This window comes from Spirosoma luteum DSM 19990 (assembly GCF_000374065.1).
Classification (GTDB): Bacteria; Bacteroidota; Bacteroidia; order Cytophagales; family Spirosomataceae; genus Spirosoma; species Spirosoma luteum.
The window spans coordinates 97389-117257 of record NZ_KB893249.1 but is presented as its reverse complement, the minus strand read 5'-3'; the positions used below and the strand labels follow the sequence as shown (position 1 = coordinate 117257).

At 51.4% G+C, this 19869-nt stretch carries 12 protein-coding genes; 1 reads left to right on the top strand and 11 read right to left on the bottom strand.

The window, feature by feature from the left end; translation table 11 throughout:
• Window positions 1–32: 32 nt before the first annotated feature.
• The 4 genes from B156_RS0108695 to B156_RS0108680 form a co-directional block, all read right to left on the bottom strand.
• Window positions 33–1352 carry a vanadium-dependent haloperoxidase gene (locus tag B156_RS0108695; RefSeq protein WP_018619296.1) on the bottom strand — a complete coding sequence of 440 codons (1320 nt, stop codon included), beginning with the start codon at window positions 1350–1352 and terminating at the stop codon, window positions 33–35.
• Window positions 1349–4627, bottom strand: coding sequence for a VCBS repeat-containing protein (locus tag B156_RS0108690; RefSeq protein ID WP_018619295.1), 3279 nt, complete (start codon window positions 4625–4627; stop codon window positions 1349–1351). Before B156_RS0108690 ends, B156_RS0108695 begins: the two co-directional genes overlap by 4 nt.
• 223 nt (window positions 4628–4850) lie before the next feature.
• Window positions 4851–6464: a SusD/RagB family nutrient-binding outer membrane lipoprotein gene (locus B156_RS0108685; RefSeq protein ID WP_018619294.1), complete on the bottom strand. Its 1614-nt coding sequence runs from the start codon at window positions 6462–6464 to the stop codon at window positions 4851–4853.
• Window positions 6461–9562, bottom strand: a complete 3102-nt coding sequence (locus B156_RS0108680) for a SusC/RagA family TonB-linked outer membrane protein (protein WP_018619293.1) — start codon at window positions 9560–9562, stop codon at window positions 6461–6463. The genes B156_RS0108685 and B156_RS0108680 overlap by 4 nt, the downstream gene beginning before the upstream one ends.
• Before the next feature lie 232 nt (window positions 9563–9794).
• On the opposite strand from B156_RS0108680, the gene B156_RS0108675 reads away from it, so the two are divergent.
• Window positions 9795–10949, top strand: a complete 1155-nt coding sequence (locus tag B156_RS0108675) for a glycoside hydrolase family 18 protein (protein WP_018619292.1) — start codon at window positions 9795–9797, stop codon at window positions 10947–10949.
• Window positions 10950–10965: 16 nt separating this feature from the next.
• On the opposite strand, the gene B156_RS0108670 is transcribed toward B156_RS0108675, so the two are convergent.
• The 7 genes from B156_RS0108670 to B156_RS0108640 form a co-directional block, all read right to left on the bottom strand.
• Window positions 10966–12507 carry an FG-GAP repeat domain-containing protein gene (locus B156_RS0108670; RefSeq protein WP_018619291.1) on the bottom strand — a complete coding sequence of 514 codons (1542 nt, stop codon included), beginning with the start codon at window positions 12505–12507 and terminating at the stop codon, window positions 10966–10968.
• Window positions 12508–12596: 89 nt separating this feature from the next.
• Entirely contained in the window at window positions 12597–13058 is a 462-nt protein-coding gene (locus tag B156_RS28930) for a redoxin domain-containing protein (RefSeq protein WP_245563704.1), read from the bottom strand.
• Between the two features lie 167 nt (window positions 13059–13225).
• On the bottom strand, window positions 13226–14458 hold the full coding sequence (locus B156_RS0108660) for an ROK family transcriptional regulator (protein WP_018619289.1): 1233 nt from the start codon (window positions 14456–14458) through the stop codon (window positions 13226–13228).
• 250 nt (window positions 14459–14708) lie between these two features.
• Window positions 14709–15179, bottom strand: a complete 471-nt coding sequence (locus tag B156_RS0108655; protein WP_018619288.1) for a nuclear transport factor 2 family protein — start codon at window positions 15177–15179, stop codon at window positions 14709–14711.
• Window positions 15176–15394 (bottom strand): PLDc N-terminal domain-containing protein, encoded by a 219-nt coding sequence (locus B156_RS0108650; RefSeq protein ID WP_018619287.1) that lies wholly within the window; start codon window positions 15392–15394, stop codon window positions 15176–15178. The genes B156_RS0108655 and B156_RS0108650 overlap by 4 nt, the downstream gene beginning before the upstream one ends.
• A gap of 57 nt (window positions 15395–15451) precedes the next feature.
• The gene (gene xylA / locus B156_RS0108645; protein WP_026260700.1) at window positions 15452–16792 is read right to left on the bottom strand and encodes a xylose isomerase; all 1341 of its coding nucleotides are present in this window, start codon (window positions 16790–16792) and stop codon (window positions 15452–15454) included.
• A gap of 133 nt (window positions 16793–16925) precedes the next feature.
• The gene (locus B156_RS0108640) at window positions 16926–19067 is read right to left on the bottom strand and encodes a type 1 glutamine amidotransferase family protein (protein WP_018619285.1); all 2142 of its coding nucleotides are present in this window, start codon (window positions 19065–19067) and stop codon (window positions 16926–16928) included.
• Window positions 19068–19869: the final 802 nt, after the last annotated feature.

Sequence of the window (19869 nt, the reverse complement as noted above, 5' to 3'; positions counted from 1 at the left end):
TAGATTGCTGTTAGCCGTCGAGCGTTTTTGGTTCAATGGATGGGGATTACGCCGGCCTGCTTTATTTTCTGACGGATAAACCGGCCGATTATCCGGCCCTGCGCCTGACCGTCTACAACGGCATCCCGATAGTGAATACCACCGTACAAGCGGGAAATGGCCGCTTCCTCAGCCGCCTGCTTGAACGACGTGAATGACCGTTCGGGCAAATCGAAAATGATTTCGGTGTTGTCGGTAAAAGCGAAATTATCCCCCATCAGGTAGGTCAGTATCTCGGCTGCCGCCGTCGAAATAACACTATGTCCACTGGTGTATTCAGGAAACGGGGGCGTTTGCAACAGGGGTTGCCAGCGCGGACTGATATAGCGATTAATGACGGTTTCGGGCCGAATTCGATTGCTGCGGTACTTCTCATCCCAACAACTGATAAACGAATCCATTAGCGTCATGGCTACCAGCGACTGTACCATAATGGCCTGTCCGAACGGTAGTTTAGCCTGGGTACTAGCCAGACTGGCTATATTCATCCAGTGCCCACCGGGGCTTATTTTCTTGAAGCCAATCGACATGTGGCCCGATGTGTTGATGGCGAACGGATTGCAGTCCCAGTAAGCCGCAACGGCCCGCTGCTCATCTGTGAGTTTGTTCCCCACTTCATACACTTCGCGGGCAAGCGCAAAAAAAGTACTGCTTGTGTCCTTGCTGAAGGTTACCGGTGGGGCGGGTTTAAATTGAGCGCAGGAGTCCAGCATCAGGGGGCGAATGATTCGCCAGTTGGGTTCAATGGCCTCAATATAGCCGGGAGGAGTGGGAAACCAGTAGCCCTCCCCTTTGATAGGGCGATACCGGGTTTTGGTGCTCAGTATCCGGTAGTTATCGGTAGCTGCATACGTCAGCACGCGTTTGGCAACGGCCTGCGCCACTAGTACCGACTGGTCGATAATCGATTGACTATAGCCTTCTTTCAGCAGGCTTTCGAGAAGTTTCTTTTGTTCTTCCTCCAGCATATAACCCGATGGCAGAATTTGGCGCCCGGTTTCGAGAATGCAGTAAAGAGCCGCCACCTGGTAGTCATATCCCGTTTTGGTGCCCAGTGAAACCAGCGGAAAATCGTGGATGAGCCGGGAGGGCGACGGGATTTCTTTCTTATGCTGGGCCACAATATCGTGCGCACCCAGCAGGCAGTACGTATAAAAACGGCTGGCCGCGGGCGGACTGGCCACATCATGAATCATGACCATCGTCAGCGCAAAAACCGAAGGCTGCAAATGAGCGTCTATCGGTCTGGGGGGCGTTGGTTCAGCGTAGGCCAGCGAGCCGAACAGCAGCCAGAAAAGTAGCAGTCGTGTCATGGCTTTGTTGGTTTATACACCTGAAGTGGCTGATTGAAGGCCCCAATCAGTAGTTGGTTCGTTTTGTTGACAGTAATGGGTACCACCGATTTCACGTCGCCGGTAATGGTCAGCCCGGCACGGAGCTGTGGAACGTACGTAAATTCGCCTTTGCCGTTACCCGTCAGCAAACAGCCGTAGTTCGCATCCATGCCCCCAATTTTAAGCCGATTGTCGGATTTATTTCCCAGCAGCAACAGGTCCGTTTGCCCATCGTGGTCAAAATCCTGCGCCATGATCGTGGCTACCGGTGCAAACTGGGCCTGAATGGGTAGTACGTATTTCGTAAGCGAAGCAGTCCCATTGCTCAAATAACAGACAGAGCGGGTTTCGGTGACGGTTAGCTTTTTGGCACCAGCCAGTGCTTCGGCGGGGAAAATATCGGTAGCCGTGGCATTGGCGTAATCCTTGTAGTAGGCAAACTTCCGGCGCATACCGTATAGCTGATCATTCAATTCATCCCGACTGACAAACGGATAGGTTTTGCCCTGAATATAGAAACAGAAAAACGGGTCGATGGAGCCGTTATCATCGAAGTCGGCGTAGAGTAATTCCGCCGGCTCCTGAACGGACGTTTTTAATTGCGAATTGGTCCCCAGATTGCCGGCAACAATGTCATTTTTGCCGTCGCCGTTGAGGTCAGTGATGGCCAGCGAGAACCAGAAGCCGGGTGCTGCTTCCGGGAAGTACTGTTCGGTTTTGTCGACGAAACCAGCGGTGGTATTGTGGTAGATTTTGACCGGCATAAACTCGCCACACATCACCAGGTCGGCCCGTCCGTCGCTGTCCATATCGGCCCATTTGGCATCGGTAACCATGCCAGCTGTTGAGAAAGGTGTTTGGATAACGGTGAACGTTCCCTTACCGTCATTTTGAAGCAGGTACGATAGAGGGGCTTCAGGGTAACGCCCCGGAACAACCCGCCCGCCCACAAATACATCGAGGTCGCCATCGCCATCATAATCCCAGGGCCGAACGCAGGATTTACTGCTGGCACTCAGGTTAGGAAGCCGGTTCTGCGACAGGCTCAAATGGCCTTTGCCATCATTCAGGAAAAGCTCGTCCTGTAGGGATGGCGTATTGACCTCAAACAGCGAATAGCCGCCTTTAGCCACGTAGAGGTCATCGAATCCGTCGCCGTTGGCATCGAAGAAAACGGCGGCCGCAACAGCCGAAACGGTTTCGTCGCCGATAGTCAGTCCCTCGTCTTTTTTGAATGTACCCCCCGACTGCTGAATCCACACGGCTCCCGTTTTTTGCTGGTCGCCACTGGTAAAGAGGTCATCCAGTCCGTCTTTGTTAACGTCTCCTTTTGCCAGTACCGGTCCCGTGTGCGAGTACATCCAGAGCATGAGCGGCTGGCGTTTGAAGTCATTTTCGGTGTAGCCCTCGTGCGTGTATGGCAACATGGGGTCGACCTTCGTTAAAACGGTTTCTACCGGTTTGGGCGAAGGACTTTTTTTCTGTTCCGGCGTGGCCTGCTGCTGAATGGTCAACTGCTGATTTATGGCCACCTGCGTGAGTGATTGCCGGGACTGGTCGGGCCAGATGATACGGATAGAGTCGGCTACGGTAGCGGTGCCCATGCCAAAGTGCAGGGTACCCGACTGGCTGGACAGGTATCCGCGAACGGGGTTCAACTCCTGGTATTGACGGTTTTTTCCGGCATACACCGTTACCTGCGCGCCCACGGCGTTTCGGTTATTCCCCGTTGCCACGAGTTTTAGCTGGAGATAGGCCGACTTGTTCTGCTCCCGGCTTAGGTTCTGATAGACAAAAGCCGGTTCATTGATGTTGTTGACAATCAGTTCGAGGTCGCCGTCATTATCCAGGTCAGCGTAGACGGCCCCGTTGGAGATAGCGGGCGTATTTACACCCCAATCCTGCTGCTTGTTAGTAAAGGTAAGGTCGTGATTATTCCGGAAAATGTAGTTTGGAATACGGGTTGAGGGCATGGCTTTTACCAAATCCATGAGCTGGACGGGTTCCCGGTCAATGGCTTTCCGCACTTTGTAATCGCCCCAGTACTTCAGGAAATCCTTGTTGGTGTAATCCCGCAGGTAGCCGTTAGTTACGAAAAGGTCCTTGTAGCCATCGTTGTCAAAATCCGCCAGCAGGGGAGACCAGCTCCAGTCGGTATTAGATACCCCGGCCAGTTGTCCAATCTCGGAGAAAGTGCCATCGCCGTTATTCAGTTGCAGCATATTCCGCATGAACTGGTGCTGGAGTTTTTGCTGCACCATCAGCTCAAACGATTCGTAGTTTTCCTGCAACTGGAGCAGTTTCTGCCGCCGGTTATCTTCCGGCAACATATCGAGGGTCATTACGTCGGGCAGGCCATCGTTATTGAAATCCGCAATATCGACCCCCATCGAGAATTGGGACAGGTGCCGGAAGCGAGCCTGTGTTTCGTCTTTGAAGGTGCCGTTTTTCTGGTTTATGTACAGGTAGTCCGGTTCGTTATAATCGTTGGTGACGTAGATATCGGGCCAGCCATCCTGATTCACATCAGCTGTAATCATGCCCAGGCCAAAGGTGAGTGGATACTGGAAAATGCCCGCTTTTTTGGAGACATCGACAAAATGCCCTTTCTGATTTTCGTAGAGTTTGTTGCCCGCCCGTTCGTCTGTTTCGCCGTGCAGTCGGGCCAGCTCCATGTTGTCGTATTTTTTGACGTTATGGTTCAGCAGAAACATATCCAGGTCGCCGTCGCGGTCGTAATCAAAAAAAGTAGCCTGCGTACTGTAGCTGGGGTCATCCAGACCATACTGGGCTGCCTGGTCAATGAATCGAACGGCTGCGCTACCTGATTTGCCCTGGTTGATAAAAAGCTGATTCCGGCGCTTATCGTCGTCCGTTTTACCGGAGTAGCACACGTAAATATCGAGGAGTCCATCACCATTTACATCGGCCATACTGACCCCCGTTTTCCAGCCGCCGGACCGGCCAGCGAGTGCTGCACCTGCTTCGGTAGTGATGTCTTTGAATGTTAGCCCACCCAGGTTCAGGTAGAGTTTGTTCGGTTTGAGGTTGGCGGTGAAGAAAAGGTCGGGCAGGCCATCGTTGTTTATATCGCCAACGGCTACGCCCCCGCCATTGTAAAAATATTCGTAAGCCAGCACATTCAGGCTTTCGTTTTCGTCAATCTGATTGGTAAAGTCGATACCCGTTTTGGAAGCGGGAAGAAGCTGAAAAAGTGTCGTTTGGGCAAGGAGGGGTGAAGCAAGCAGGCACAAAGCGGCCGTAAGTACCCTATAGCAGTGTTTTCTGAGCGGTGTTAAGGGGAGAAACAGTGTATTCATAGATGCTCCTATAACGAACCAGTAAGTAAAGTTAGCCGGATGCAGGAAATTTCCCCCATCCGGCTAGGCTACAATTTGTTGATGAAGTGAAAGCTATAACGGTAAAAAAACGACCCGGCAGGAATTGAATTAGTGCCGGGTCGGGTCGTTATGTGTTCTATTTGTCCCAGTACATCCGGGTGATCCAGTCTGATGGGCCAGTCAGTTTACCAACTGCGGCATTGTAGTTAGCCGCGTTCAGCGTTGCTTCGCCGGTTGGGTACGGTTGCCGACGGGGAATCATGCCATTCGAAAAGTTGCCGGCATAATTTACGGGGGTCAGCACCGGAAATCCTGACCGTTTCCAGTTGTTCCAGGCGGCTACAAAGTTCATTTGCAGGCCAGTGGTAGCCCAATACTGCTCGTTGATTTGCTTGAGCGCATTGGCCGCTACCAGCGGATTGGCATCAGCATAAGCGGTTGCCACGGCTGGACTAATGGCGGCTGTCGCACCATATTTGGCCAGCGACAATATGCCTGCTACTATGCCATTTTTGTAGTGACTGGCGGCCGTGCCCGGTACAGTAAAGCCACGAGTAGCGGCTTCCGCCAGCAGCAGTTCGGTCTCCGCATAAGTCAGCACAAATATTGGCGCGTCGCGGTTACGGTAGATCAGCGTAGGACGCGAATATTTCCCGATGGGGGTAGCATCGGCCCCTGTCCCCGTACCACCCGGATAATTGGGAGCCTTGGTTATGTCGGTGGCGCCCCCGTTCAGGTCGTAGCCATTGGGCTGGCCTATTTGCGCAGCCGGGGTCTTATCGCCCACTACGTCAATGCTCTGGTTAGCAGTTAAGCCAGCGGGAGGCACCTCAGCCGACACACTCAGGCGCGGGTCATTGGTAGCCTTCAGGTAGTCAATCAGCGTTTTGCTCCAGCGCACCGAGTAAATGTCGGCCAGCGTACTCAGGGCCGCACCATTTCCATTGGTAAACCCTTTCGAGTTGTCGGACATAATGTAAGCGTCATCATCGATACTGGCAAACACACCCCCGGCAGCGGCCTTTTCGGCGTAGGTTTTAGCCGTAGCGGGGTCCACCTTGGTCAGACGCATGGCTAATTTGAGCATCATCGAATAGCCAAATTTTTTCCATTTGCTGACGTCGCCCTTGTAGGCATACGCGTCATTCGTCGGTAATGGAGACGCAGCACTCAAAGCAGCCGTAGCGGTTTCAAGTTTGGCCAGCATCGACATATAAATACTTTGCTGCGAATCGTAGGCGGGTAGTGTCGTACCCGATTTAGCCTGGAGAGCCTGCGTATAAGGTACATCGCCATACACATCCGTAACGGTTGCAAAACAGTACACCTGCATAATTTTGGCAATGTTGTTCAGGTTAACCAGCGCTGGCTTATCGGCCGTGAGCTGCTCCATTTGGAAAGCGTAGCTGGCGGCACTATAATCGTTATTCCAGACACTCTGAATATACGCGTTCGTGTTGCTCGAAATCACGTATTTATCGCCGTTGGAGTAATACGTGGCCGCTCCGGAACTGGTAGAGGACAGAATCTGTACCCACATGCTCTGGAACAGAATAGCCCCTGCATACCCGGTTAACGTGTTAGCACTGTTGAACTCAATACTGGGTAGCAGCAGGTTAGCGTCGAAACTTGCCGCCGATGACTGGGTTGGACTGGTGTTGAGTGCATCGAAATTTTCCGTACACGACACCTGCAACAGCCCGGTCAGGAATACTATGGCTATGAGCGTTTTTTTCATGATTGATTTCATTTAAACTTAATGTTCAGGTTGAAGCCATACGTACGGGATGCGGGCAGGCTGGCGCCTTCGATACCGGCGTATTGCAGATTGGCTCCAAACGTAGATTCGGGGTCAATGTTGGTCGCCTTTTTGGTGATGTAAAACAGGTTTCTGCCCACGAGCGATACGCTCACCGTCCGAATCAGCGGTACGTTGGTCAGTACACTGGCCGGAATGGTATAGCCTAACGAGAACTGACGGAATTTGATGAAATCACCGTTCACTACGCTGATTTTGGTTACGTTGTTGGCTAAGGCCGTGTAGTAAGCCTGAGCGGTGGCTGTAACCGCATTGGCTGCGCCCCCTTCTGCAACGCCCGTAGTGATACCGCCCTCGCGACCTACCAGTGTGGCTTGGTGTAGCCCCCGGCGGTAAGCGTAGTTTTCAGTAGCCGACAGGATTTTATTACCGTAGTTGTAGTCGATCAGGAACGACAGATTGAATCCCTGGTAGGTGAAATCGTTATTCCAGCCGCCGTAAAGCGTTGGCAGAACGGTACCCAAATTGACTAATTCTCCTCGAACGGGTAGCCCGGAAGCATCCACCACAATTTGCCCGTTAGCGGCATATTTGTAGTCGTACGCCCGAATTTGCGGCCCGGCCTCACCCACTACAAACGCCGTAGTAGCATTGCCCAGCGTGGCCCGGTTGGATCCCAAGCCGATTGGGTTATTGTTGGCATCGGTTTGCAGCACTTTGTTTTGTACCGATGTGAGGTTAAGCGAGGTGTTCCAGCCAAAACTGGCAGTCTTGAGGGGAGTGCCCGTTATCAGCACTTCCAGACCCCGGTTCTGGATGGAACCGGTGCCCACCACACCACTGGTAAATCCGGTCGACGCACTGTATTGAGCCGGCAGGATTTCGTTGTGCGTTTGCTGGGTGTAATAAGCCAGATCGAAGCCCAGGCGATTGCCGAAAAACTTCAGCTCCAGGCCAACCTCCAGTTCGGTTTTGGTGAACGGCTTCAAAAACAGGTTGGGCAGATTAGAACTGAAATTACCCGTTGCAATGCTATTGATGGCGTTGCCTACGCCGTAGTATATGCTGGTACCATAAGGGGTGGTGGGTTCACCACTGGTAACGGCGTAACCCGCCCGCAGCTTACCAAAACTCAGGCTTGGTATTTTCAGGAAATCGTTGAAAACAAAGGCCGCATTTACAGAGGGCGTGAAGATGGTCCGTGCCGACGATGGTAGGGTCGAGTACGCATCATACCGACCCGTTGTGGTAATGTTCAGGAAGTTTTTATAGCCTAAGTCAACGCTGTAATAACCCGAATGCACTTCCGTATTGGCCACATCATAGCTACGGCCAAAATTGACAACGTTGTTGAAACTGTACAGGTAAGGCAGTACGAAGGGACTACCGCTCACGCCGATTTTCTCGTAGTTGTTCCTCCGGATGTTACCGCCCAGAAGGGCATCGAGGGTCAAATCGGACGTGATTGATTTGTTGATACCAATCAACCCGTCGATGTTCAACTCCCCACGCTGGGCGTTTGATAGTTCGTCCAGCCCTCCTTTCGTACCATTCGAGAAAGCTGTTCCGTAAGGGGTTACCTTGAAGATACGGTCGGCAGAATTGTCGTAGCCAACACGTCCCTGCGCATAAATCCAGTCGGCAAACTGATACCGGGTAGACAGCATCGAAATCAACCGCTTCCGGCTTACATCATTGACAAACTGGTTAAGAACAAAGTACGGGTTGGTAACGTACTCATCATCGCTGAAAATAATCTCCCGGCCCGTTATCGGATTAAAACCCGGAGACAGAATCCGCTCGTCGATGTTGGTAGCCAACAGCTGCCCGTTGTTAGCGTTCATCGGACCATCGCTCAGGATTGGCTTGTTCATCACCTTCTCGTCGATGTAGTTGGCCAGTACGCTCACACTGAGCTTAGGCGTTACGTTCTGGTCAATGGTGAGTGTGAAGGTTTTACGACCCAGCCCACTATTGGGCAGAATTGACTTATTGTCGAGGTTGGATGCCGACAGACGGAACGAGCCATTATCGCCCCCTTTCGTAACCGATACCGTATTGGTAAAGGTGGACCCCATTCGGTAAAAGTTCTTGATATTGTCGCGCTGGGCCGAGTATGCATACTGGTTGCCATCAAACTGGATAGCCTGCGTCCCATCCAGTTTAGCACCCCAGCTAAAACGCGCCGTTGCCTGAGCGGCTGCCACCGTAGCAGGTTTTGCGCCACCGATTCCCTGACCGTATTCGTACTGGAAATCCGTGTAGTTGATGGCTTGTTCGGCCACCAGATTCATATTATAGTCGACGGCGTAATCTCCACGCTTCCCCTTTTTGGTCGTAATCAGGATAACCCCGTTCGAGGCTCTCGCGCCATACAACGCCGAAGCAGCCTGACCTTTCAATACCGTCATGGTTTCAACGTCGTCCGGGTTTATATTACCCAGGCCATCGCCACCATCGGCACCACCCCACTCACCGGCACTACCCCGCTGGGTGTTGTCCATGGGTACGCCATTGATAATGATAAGGGGAGAACCCGGCGAGTTGATACTGGGAACGCCCCGGAGCAGAATTTTGGATGTTCCGCCCGGCCCACCATTGGTTCCTTTCACGTTTACACCCGCTATCCGGCCCGCCAGTGAATTACCGATGTTAGTTTCGCGGGCTTTGGTCAGCGCATCACCATTGATCGTAGTAACGGCATAGCCTATTTTGCGGGTATCTTTGGTTACGCCCAGGGCCGTTACCACCACTTCGTCCAGAACAGAACTGCCGGGCTCCAGTCTTACGTCGATAACCGACCGGTTTCCAACGGTTACCTCCTGCTTGTTGTAGCCAATGTAGGAGAATACCAGCACTGCATTTCCATCGGGAACACTGATTCTATACTGGCCATTAGCATCGGTATTGGTACCACGGGTAGAGCCTTTGATGGTGACAGAAGCGCCAATTACATCGGTGCCTTTTTCATCCGTTACCCGCCCCGTTACCTCGCTGTCGAGAGCAAATGCAGGCGATAGGGCCAGCAAACTCCAGACGCCCAGAAAGAGTAAAACCTCCTTGAAGGTTTCGCGTAGTTTTTGTCTCATAAGTAGGACTGCTAGTTGGTTAAGTAATAATAATTACGTGTCTGTCACTTATACGAAAATAGTAGTTTTTGTTGATCTCCATACTATTTGGTGTAAATGAGATTACCCGCAAATATCTTCTTATTTTTAAAAATATTTCGAAACATATCTAAGAATTTTAAAATATTTACTATTATTGGACTTTACTGTAATTTTATTGTTAAATAAGCATAATTACTCATACCCTTTTCAGATGAAGTTTTTGCTCCTTCTTTTGGCCACAGTCAGCGTTCAGATACTGACCATCTCTACCAGTTCGTCTGTGAGCGGACAGCCAGCGAGTGCAACAAAACCGTACGTTATTATTGGGTACGTAACGGGTAATGGCTGGACCAAAAGCCAGATTGATCCCAACAAACTGACACACATCAACTACGCTTTCGCCGTGCCCGCCCAAAATGGCGAACTGGCCCCCCTATCGAAGAAGGATGAGGCCAATCTGGCTACGCTCGTGTCACTAAAAGCCGCCAACCCGAAGCTGAAAATACTTATCTCCATTGGTGGATGGGGTGGCTGCAAGTATTTCTCGGATGCGGCTCTAACCGATGCGGCCCGTACGAAATTTGCTACTAGTGCCGTGAATTTACTGGTTAAACACAAGCTCGATGGGGTTGATATTGACTGGGAATATCCGGCGCAGGTGGGTGCGGGCAATATTTTTCGACCTGTCGACAAGCAAAACTTTACCCTGTTCTTAAAAGCAATCCGGGATGGGCTGGATGTGCAGGGAAAGCGGGACAATCGTACCGATGCTAACCATTACCTGCTCACAGCGGCTACCGGTGGCGACACCGCTTTTGTGAGCCATACGGAGTTGGGTAAGGCGCAGGCGTATCTGGATTACGTTAATATCATGACCTATGACCTCTATCATGGGAATGATGTTGTTACGGGCCATCATAGTCCGCTGTACCAGTCTAAACTGGGTGATCAGTCGCGTAACAGTTCTGCCGATGCAGTGGACGGCCACATCCGGGCGGGGATACCTGCGGGTAAAATTGTACTGGGCCTACCGTTCTACGGACGAGGCTGGGGTAAGGTGCAGGATAAGAACAACGGCCTTTTTCAACCGGCTGCGGGGGAGCATTCGTTTATCAGTCATGACAAGCTGACGGAGCAGTATATCAACAAAAACGGGTATGTGCGCTACTGGGATAATGATGCAAAGGCTCCATACCTATGGAATCCAACATTGAAAACCTTCATTTCTTACGCTGATGAGGAATCATTCGGACCCAAGATTGACTACGTGAAAGCCAAAAAACTGGCCGGGGTTATGTTTTGGGAGTATAACCACGATCTGGAGCAGGATAAACTACTGAACAAACTGGTGCAGGGATTGTGGTAATGCCATCCACTGGCTACTAGGGGCGGAGTTGATTGATGAGCACGACGAGTTTATAAGGAACCGTATCCCATTGCTGCTGCAAAGCCGGGGGCACCGCTACCGGCGAATACCCGAACTGTCCCAGAATTAAATCCTGGTCGCCATCGTGATCGATGTCCGCTTTTTCGAGAGTGAGTGATTTAACGGGAGTAGCCATGTTCAGGGTGCGGGCTGTGAACCGGAACCGACTGGCGTTAGTGTTTTCCAGGAATACGAAACTCTCCGTAGCCAGATACGTCAGTTCCGGAAAAAAGGCTGAAACGGCAAAGTCAATATCGCCGTCCTGATCAAAATCGTCGGCCTGTAGGCGGGTGGCCCCGTATAGTGGGTAGAAGAACGCTTCTTTATAGTGATGGTCTTTAGTGCCCAGCAGCAGGCGAAGGCCATGAAATGGTTTGAGGCAATACGAATAGTCGGCGTTGTCGCCGTGTACAACGGCGATATCGTTGATGCCATCGTTGTTATAATCCAGCAAGACAAAATCGCTGGTGCCGTACTGCGGTTCAAACTGAAGCACTTTCTCGGCCCTGAATTGCAGATTACCCGTCTGGTAGAAAATATAGATGGCTTCGTCGTTCTGGGCAAACAGAGCAATAATGTCCTTCCGGCCGTCATTATTCATATCCCTCGCATACAGTTTAATAGCCCCCGGTTGCTTCAGTAATACCGTTTCCGATAGTTCATCTGAGTTATCACTCTGGTTATGAATGGTGTACAGCGAAAGCGAGCCGGTCCGATGACCATAGTTAGCCGTAATCAACTCATCGGTCCCATCATTATTCAAATCCACCAGCAACGAACAGACCGGCCGATGACTATTGGTCAGGATGGCTTTCAGGCTATCGCCGGTGAAGGAGAAAACAGACCCTTTGGCGATTTCGGAGGGGAGCAGCGTACCAATTTCGGTAAACAACCGGTTGTCTGGCCGGAAGGATACGTCTACAATCGTGCCGGGCAGGTCGTAATTATGGGTTAGTCCCTTTGTGTAATTCCAGCGGTAAAGTTTGTCCGGTTCGGCCACCCATAGCTCCTGGCGGAGTGAATCAAACGCAACGGCGGTTACCAGCGAACCCGTTGGTTTGCCCAGTGCTACGGGTTGAGCACGGAACAGCGAAAGGGGCTTACTGCGGTAACGTCGCGTTGAATCGAGTGGACTTTTGGCAGGGGAGTTTTCGACGTAGTAGGCCACAATTTTCTGCCACGTTTCGTCGTCAATAACCGGCTTTTCGGGAAATATATGCGCTTCTTTCAGCCGGATAACTTCTTCTGGCTTTAGCTTATAATACGGGTCGTAGCCCATGTAGCGAATGCCCACATAACTGCCCATCGCTGGTAGCACATTCAGTTGCCAGATGGGGCTGGGCAGGCTTTTAGGGTTGGGTGGCAGGTGACATGAGCCGCAATACTGCCGGGCCAGTTGGGCGCCTTCGTGCTTGTCCAGCTGCCGGAACGATACCTGAATAACCGTCAGGAATGACAGCAATACAAACACCGGAATCACGTTGGCTGGTCTACTCATTTGGTCTGTCGGGGCTTTTCTGCTAATGGGTTATTTATTCTGGCCGGTTGCCGCGTACAGCCTGTCAACGTAAGTACCGGTCAGGAAATTCAAGGCTGGTTAATCAAACAGCCGGTGGGTTTGGTTTGCCGGATGGCGACCGGTTTGCCGACCATAACGGCCGTCAGCGCATCGTTGAGGTAAAATTCGGTGGGTTCCGGGCGACTTCTTCCCAACCGGTAGAACTGGTTATCGACACTGCCCCGGTATAAAATCCTGTTCTGAGCGGAGAGTAGCAGGACTTCCGGCGTAGTGGTGGCCTTATACTTCTTTACCAGTTTGTGGGCCGGATCAAGCTGGTGAGGGATGGTCAGTTTATACGCCCGGTTAAATTCGGTCACGTCAGCCAGCGTAACCGTTTCGGTGGGGTATATGGCTAAAAACTGCACCCGGTTATCATACCGGGTAGCCATTTCCTGAACCCTGCGGGCTGTTTGCTGACAAATAGGGCATTCGGTATCCAGAAAAATAAGGACTCGCAACGGAAGTTGCCGGAATGGAGGTTGTCGCAACGAATGTTGCTGCGGGACAAATCCGGTTACGAGAAAACAAGTGAACAGGGTACAAAGGATGACGAAAAATGACCGGCATTGACCAGCTAAACCTGTCATTATCCCTTGTTGCTTACTCATTATCCATTTTTATTTTTCTTTCAGGCTCGCCCCTGCAGTCCCTTCCGTCAATAGTTGGCAAAAATATCTTCCATCATATACGCGTGAGTACCCAGCCATTTGGCGGCTCCGTTCAACTGCGTAATTTCAATGGTTAAGTCGTTTCTAAAATCACTCAGGCAGTATTTGCTGAGGGCCTGCTCAATAGTGTTCAGGATGAACGTAGCGGCTTCGGCCAGTACGCCGTCAATAATTATAACTTCGGGGTTGAAAAGGCTGATTGCCACTGACAGGCCCTTGCCCAACTGCAAGCCGGCTCCGTGCAGAATATCGATGGCGTACGAATCCCCATGACGGGCCGCGCTAATGATTTCGTCGATATCAATCCTGTCTGCCTCCTGGCGGAAAACAGCTAGCTTGGACACCTGACCCGCCTGCACATCGCGCTGTACCCGCCGGACCAGTGCCGACGCTGACGTGACAGTGTCCAAACAGCCAATTTTACCACAGTGGCACAATTCTCCCTCCGGTTCAACCTGAATATGGCCTAACTCACCAGCAAATCCACTGGCTCCCTGAAATACGTGGCCATTGACCAGGATACCCAAACCAACACCCCAGTCGATGTTGATTGCCAGCATCTGTTGTTTACCTTTCGCATTGCCAAACCGGCTCTCGCCCAGCACCGTAGCCTTTGTATCGTTCAGTATATAAGCCGGTTTGCTCAGCTTCTCCGACAGGCATTGCGTGAGGGAGTCGTAGCCATTGCTCAGATTTTTATACGTCAGATTTATCCCGCGCCGGGCATCGACCAAACCCGGCATGGATACACCAACGGCAACGAGTTGAGCTAGCAACAGGCCGGAATCGGTCAGGGCCAGGGTAAAACAATCGACCAGCGAGAGTATGTAATCAGGGTTGTTTATTAACTGGAGCGGATAGTCGGAGCGGTGGACAACAATCCGCTGCGTATTCATAAACAGGATTTTAGTATCGTGGGTACTGACATCCAGCACTGCCGTATAATGATACTGGTTATTCAGACCGAAAAGTACGGGTCGCCTACCATTGCTGCCCGACCCCATGCCTATGGGTGTTACCCACTGGTCCTGAATCAGTTCATCGACCAGATTTGTTACGGAGGGCACACTGCTGTGGAGCACCTTGGTCAGACGGGCCAAGGTGCAGGTTTCTTCGGCGTAGAGATAGGCCAGCAACTTTCGTTGTTTCTGATTTTTCTTGTAATCAACGACCGATTGTTGCTCAGGGCGTTCCTCGTCAAAGGCAATGTCAGCATTCATTGATTGTTAGCCGGTAAAATAGATTATCTGTTGTGATGTTGGCACCAGTTGAGTGAATGAGTGCTTTTGGATAGTCAAAGAAACGCATTTTACTGAATTTCCTGATAACAAACGCGGGAAGAACGGGCGTGTATGTTCGAAGTAGCTCGCCGGGTAGTCAGGCGAAAAGTAGGATGGGGGCTGATGAAGATAGGTGATAAGGAGAGTGTCCCGGCGGCATAGATCCTTATCGGACACAAAATGGGAAAGCTTATTGTTTCGGTAAATCCGGGCAATTGTCTTTTCGGCGCGTGTCTATGATGGTTTGAATCGTCCAGTTGCCGTTCACCTTTACGAGGGTAAAGGCATTGACACCACAATGGTTTTTTTTGTCCTGAACGTAAAAAACGTAAGGCGTCCAGGCCGTTGCCAGGTCGGCATCAATCCTGATTTCCATTCCCGATAAACGCTCATCCAGCGTACCGGCTTTCGCTTTGCCAATAGAGTTGATAAACGCCCCTATGGCATCATCACGTACCGTTACGGCTCCGTCTTTGTTTACTACTGTCTGAAGCCGGGCCGTTGGGGTAAATAGTGGTTTTAGCAGCGTTGAGTCCGCTTTCTGCATGCCGGCAAAAAGCTTGTTTATGGTTGCTTTCACGGCAGCTTCTTCGCTGCTGTTATGTTGAGCAGATGCCGAAATACCCGACAGGAGCGTGATTAGCAGGAATAAGTGCTTCATGATATTCGCTGATTTCGACCAATGAAAAAGTAAAGAGCCGCCCCAATTATATTCAGGAAGAGGATCACAATGACCCAGATCACTTTATCGTTCTGACCCCGAAATTCACTCCGGACTACATCTACAAGGGCCATTATAGGCAAGAGAAAAACTACGGCGCCTGCCAGCAGGATAAGGATGAGTTCCGGCACGCCTATACCTATAAGTGTGTACATCCGATTGTTGTGTAAAGCCCTTATCGGTTTTCAACACCGATAAGGGCTGTTTGGAGGCTAAATATACTGATTTACAATCATTTCGTACAACTCCTGCTGGCCGCTGCGTTGTTTTGGCTCGCCGTTGTTCATGGCGTACTCGCGCAGGTTCTCGAGGGTCAACTCCCCTTTTTCGAACTTTGCTCCCTCGCCCGAATCGAAGCTGGCATACCGGTCGGTACGGAGTTTTTTATACTGGGATTTATTCAGGATGGCTTCAGCAGCAATGGCCGCCCGTGCAAAGGTGTCCATCCCGCCAATGTGGGCGATGAAAATATCTTCGAGGTCGGTGGAGTTCCGGCGCGTTTTAGCATCGAAGTTTACCCCGCCCGATTTCAGTCCACCGGCTTCCAGAATGACCAGCATGGCCTCGGTCAGCTCATATACGTCCACCGGAAACTGGTCGGTATCCCAGCCGTTCTGGTAATCGCCCCGGTTGGCATCGAGACTACCCAGCATGTTATTGTCGGCGGCTACCTGCAATTCGTGGGCGAATGTGTGGTTGGCCAGGGTGGCGTGATTGGTTTCGATGTTTAACTCGAAATCATCCTGCAAACCATACTGATTCAGGAAGCCAACAACCGTAGCCGCGTCGAAATCGTACTGGTGCTTGCTGGGCTCCATGGGCTTCGGTTCGATGTAGAACGCTCCTTTGAACCCCTGCTTGCGGGCATAGTCCCGGCTCATTTGCAGGAACTTGCCGAGGTGCTCCGTTTCGCGCTTCATGTTCGTATTCAGCAGCGACATGTATCCCTCACGACCTCCCCAAAACGTGTAGCCCGAACCATCCAGCTCAATGGTGGCGTCGATGGCGTTTTTCACCTGCCAGCCGCCATGCGCCAGCACATGAAAATCGGGGTTGGTAGAGGCTCCGTTCATGTAGCGTTCGTGCGAGAACAGGTTGGCCGTACCCCAGAGTAGTTTGACGCCACTAGCCGCCTGCTTTTGTTTGGCGTAATCCACAATGGCGCGGAAATTCTTCTCAAACTCCGCATTCGAGTTGCCTTCCGGCGCCACGTCCACATCGTGAAAGCAGTAAAACTCCATGCCTATTTTGGTGATGAACTCAAACGCTGCATCCATCTTGTCGTGGGCCGCAGCGAGTGGGTCGGCGTTGGCATCCCAGGGGAAATGCTTCACTCCCGGACCAAAGGGGTCGGCCCCGGTACCGCAGAAGGTATGCCAGTAAGCGGTTGCAAACCGGAACAGATCCTTCATGGGTTTTCCCAGAATGGTACGATTGGCATCGTAGAATTTGAACGCCATCGGGTTATCAGACTCGCGGCCTTCGTATTGAATCGGTTTCTCGACGAATGGGAAATATGTTTTTTCGCCAAGTGTTAGTTTGATGTCAGACATGAAAATGAAAATTGAGGTAGTACGTACCAAAGAAAGTCAAAGGTAGTTTCTCCTGTTATTTGGGCAATGTCTTTTATAGGCTACGGGCTTTCTGACCGGAACTGATCTGGTGGATTCATTTGTGTTAATAGCTTCATTCCACAACCAAAACCGAATGAATCAACAGGTTTGGTACCGTAACAGTGGCGATACCCGCCTGATAAGTAAACGCTAGGGCAGTATTCTCCGGTTGCTGTACAACCTTGAAGGGTTTTTTTTCGGTGCGAATCGTAATGGTCAGGTTCGAGAGGGGCGGTACTTCGTCGTACGTAAATACGCGTGGGTCGGCGTGGCGGCCGCCGGTGTTGATCAGGTTTATGGCTAGCTGACTCCCCAATCGGTTGGCTATGACATGCACCAGATGAGAGCCTGTTACGGTCACTACCGGATTGGGTAGTAGGGTATGGGTCAGCGTGGCTATAAAATCACGGGCCTTGGATGATTGGTGCTGAATATAATCCTGGCTTAAGTCGGCGTATACGCCCATCAGTTTCCCCTTGCCGAAGGGTACGGTACTTGCCGCAACGCCCGGCAGTATCGCATCATATTCGCGGGCGCTTATCTGCCCAAAAGAAGCCACACCGGCCTTTGGCTGAACGGGTTGAAACAGCGAGTTGAGTACCATTGTAGCCCCGCCGTAATGAACCCATCGGTTACTGGCCGTCGCCTGACCAATGGGTTCGACGCCCAGTTCATTGGCGAAGTTCCTGGTTGTTTCTACTCCAATCAGGAGCAGGTTTCCCCCCTGCCGGGCATAATCCAGCAACTCCTGCCGGAACGCCGGAGCCAGTGAATCTTGCTGCGACACCACAATGAGCGGGTACTGGCTCATGCGGCCGGTCAGGTGATGCTCCGAAAGAACCCCCACCGGAAACTGAGCATCCAGCAGGGCAGTCAGTACGCCCTGCATCCGGTAGGCCTGATCCCGACTGAACAGTTTCTGGTCAAACTTCCTGACGGTGGCATCGCTATACAAAACGGCTACCTGCGGAATAGGGGTGATGCCCTGACAAAACGGTTGCCGCGCCCGCACAAACTGGCTGAGTTCGGTCATAACCGGCAGTTCGTTCAGTGGAATAGAAGCATCGCCCTTCTGGCGGACGTAGCCCTGAAAGCCACCACCGAGCGCAATGACTTCGGCAGCCTCCTGCTTCATGTGTACCGCCGTTTTCTGGTCGCCACTCATGGTAGGGCCGAACTGATACCAGAAAGTCCACGACATCAAATCCCACGGTTTATGAAAATGTTGGCCCTGGGCCGCCAGAATCCGCCCTTCCATGGCGGCCGTATTGACACTATTGCCAGGCGTTAAATCGCCCGACAGGTAATCGACATTAGTGGTGATTGGTTCCGGCATCATGGACGAATACGCCCAGTTGGAAGCCACCCGAAAGGCAGGATTGTGTTTGTGCAGTTCGTCGGTATAATGCCCAACGTACCGGATAAATGCCTGACGGGCCGCGTTTTTGAACGCGTCGTAATTCGCATCCTTTTCTGAGCGGGGCGGGTCATGCCCAGGACCAACAGGTATGCCCGTTGCTGCCTGAAACCGGGCGAGAGCAACTGGTGAATAATCCGGGATCGTTGCCCAGCAGTCGCCGTCTATCCAAACGCCATCAACACCGTAATCGGCTACCTCCTTCAACTGCGGAATGAGCAGGGAATCGGCGTAGGGCCCGTATACGGATGTGTTGGCTTTGTCCAGGCTGCCATCTGCTTTTACAACACCCCAGTTCGGATGCTTTTGCAGAGCAGCGATATCAAAAACACCCGAATAATGCACGTACAAAGCTACGCCGTGTTTTCGGGTTACAGCCCGGTAAAACGCCAGTGGATCTTTAGCGAAATCCGGGGCTGCGGTGGCATTAGGCACCCTGGAGGGATAACTGGTAACGCCCGGATGGCCTTTGCAGTCAATCTGAATAAAGTCTGGTTTTACGGCTGTCAGGAACGAATCCAGGCTTTGCTCCGAAAGGTTCCGACCAAGTTGAGCATCGCTGGAGTTAGCGTGGAAATCGAAGTGCATCCCGAAAAAACGCCGGGTCGGGCTACGGTCAGTCGGGCTGCGCTCAATCGGGCCGTGCCCGGTCGCGTTTGGCTTAGTGAGTAGTTGCTTTTTCGGGCCGTTGGCTGGTTGATTACGGGTTGGTTGCGCCTGTGCTCCCAACGAAATAATAATGCTGATTAATAGCCACCAAAGGTTGATATAATATGTAAGCTTAGCCGGTATATACATCGCTTGTTTATTGGTTGGCTGAGGGAGATTACTGGTTCGTACTTTGCAACAACGCGTAAACTTACTGACCAACGTCCCAGGTTTCAACAAGTTTATACGTTGTTGCTCTCTATGCTGCTTTCCCATTTCTTATGTGCTTCACGCACAGTTATTTACTATCTGTCATTGTATTCACTAGGAATACGCTGGTCCATTTAACCGCTGGTACAGGGTGTAAGTAGATACTCGCAAATCACAGGAAGCTACGCTGGCTTCCTCGGAGACGATCAGCCCTGGCTACGTTAATTAATGGTTAAATCCAATCTAACGGCTCCCTAATTGTAGGCCGTGCCGACAGCCCAGTTTCATCACGCGATAGAATAGCTGAACTGAGTCAGCCAGGGTACTTTTTCGAGGAGCAGGCACCGGCGGAGATGCCTGAAAGGTAGTTTAATGGGTTGATAGATAATTGCTTAGCTGAGCCTGTGGTGGTTGCCGACGGGTTGGCAGTTGGCCAGGGGCTACACGGAGCTGTATTCATGCGTAACAGGCGCTTAGCTGCAATTGGGAACACATCCCTGGGCACCACAAATTTCCAGCTTCTGGATTTCATCATGTAAAGTACCCTCTATTGATGTATTTTTGGGCAAATTAATTACCCGTCTTCTTATTTTTAATAAACACATCAAGGGTTTTTATCTGGTTCATTTAGCCATCTGTCGGCATAAGGTATCCTCTTATGACTTGCAGAGAAATCTCAGCCTTCAATACGTTTTGAACTAGCTATTTTTAGAGATAATTAGTTGATAATTAAGGAATTTTT

Excerpts from the sequence above, each read along its gene's own strand:
- B156_RS0108650 (WP_018619287.1), bottom strand. The coding sequence starts at position 15,394 with ATGTACACACTTATAGGTATAGGCGTGCCGGAACTCATCCTTATCCTG.
- xylA (WP_026260700.1), bottom strand. The coding sequence starts at position 16,792 with ATGTCTGACATCAAACTAACACTTGGCGAAAAAACATATTTCCCATTC.
- B156_RS0108695 (WP_018619296.1), bottom strand. The coding sequence starts at position 1,352 with ATGACACGACTGCTACTTTTCTGGCTGCTGTTCGGCTCGCTGGCCTAC.
- B156_RS0108670 (WP_018619291.1), bottom strand. The coding sequence starts at position 12,507 with ATGAGTAGACCAGCCAACGTGATTCCGGTGTTTGTATTGCTGTCATTC.
- B156_RS0108675 (WP_018619292.1), top strand. The coding sequence starts at position 9,795 with ATGAAGTTTTTGCTCCTTCTTTTGGCCACAGTCAGCGTTCAGATACTG.
- B156_RS0108685 (WP_018619294.1), bottom strand. The coding sequence starts at position 6,464 with ATGAAATCAATCATGAAAAAAACGCTCATAGCCATAGTATTCCTGACC.
- B156_RS0108680 (WP_018619293.1), bottom strand. The coding sequence starts at position 9,562 with ATGAGACAAAAACTACGCGAAACCTTCAAGGAGGTTTTACTCTTTCTG.
- B156_RS0108660 (WP_018619289.1), bottom strand. The coding sequence starts at position 14,458 with ATGAATGCTGACATTGCCTTTGACGAGGAACGCCCTGAGCAACAATCG.
- B156_RS0108640 (WP_018619285.1), bottom strand. The coding sequence starts at position 19,067 with ATGTATATACCGGCTAAGCTTACATATTATATCAACCTTTGGTGGCTA.
- B156_RS0108655 (WP_018619288.1), bottom strand. The coding sequence starts at position 15,179 with ATGAAGCACTTATTCCTGCTAATCACGCTCCTGTCGGGTATTTCGGCA.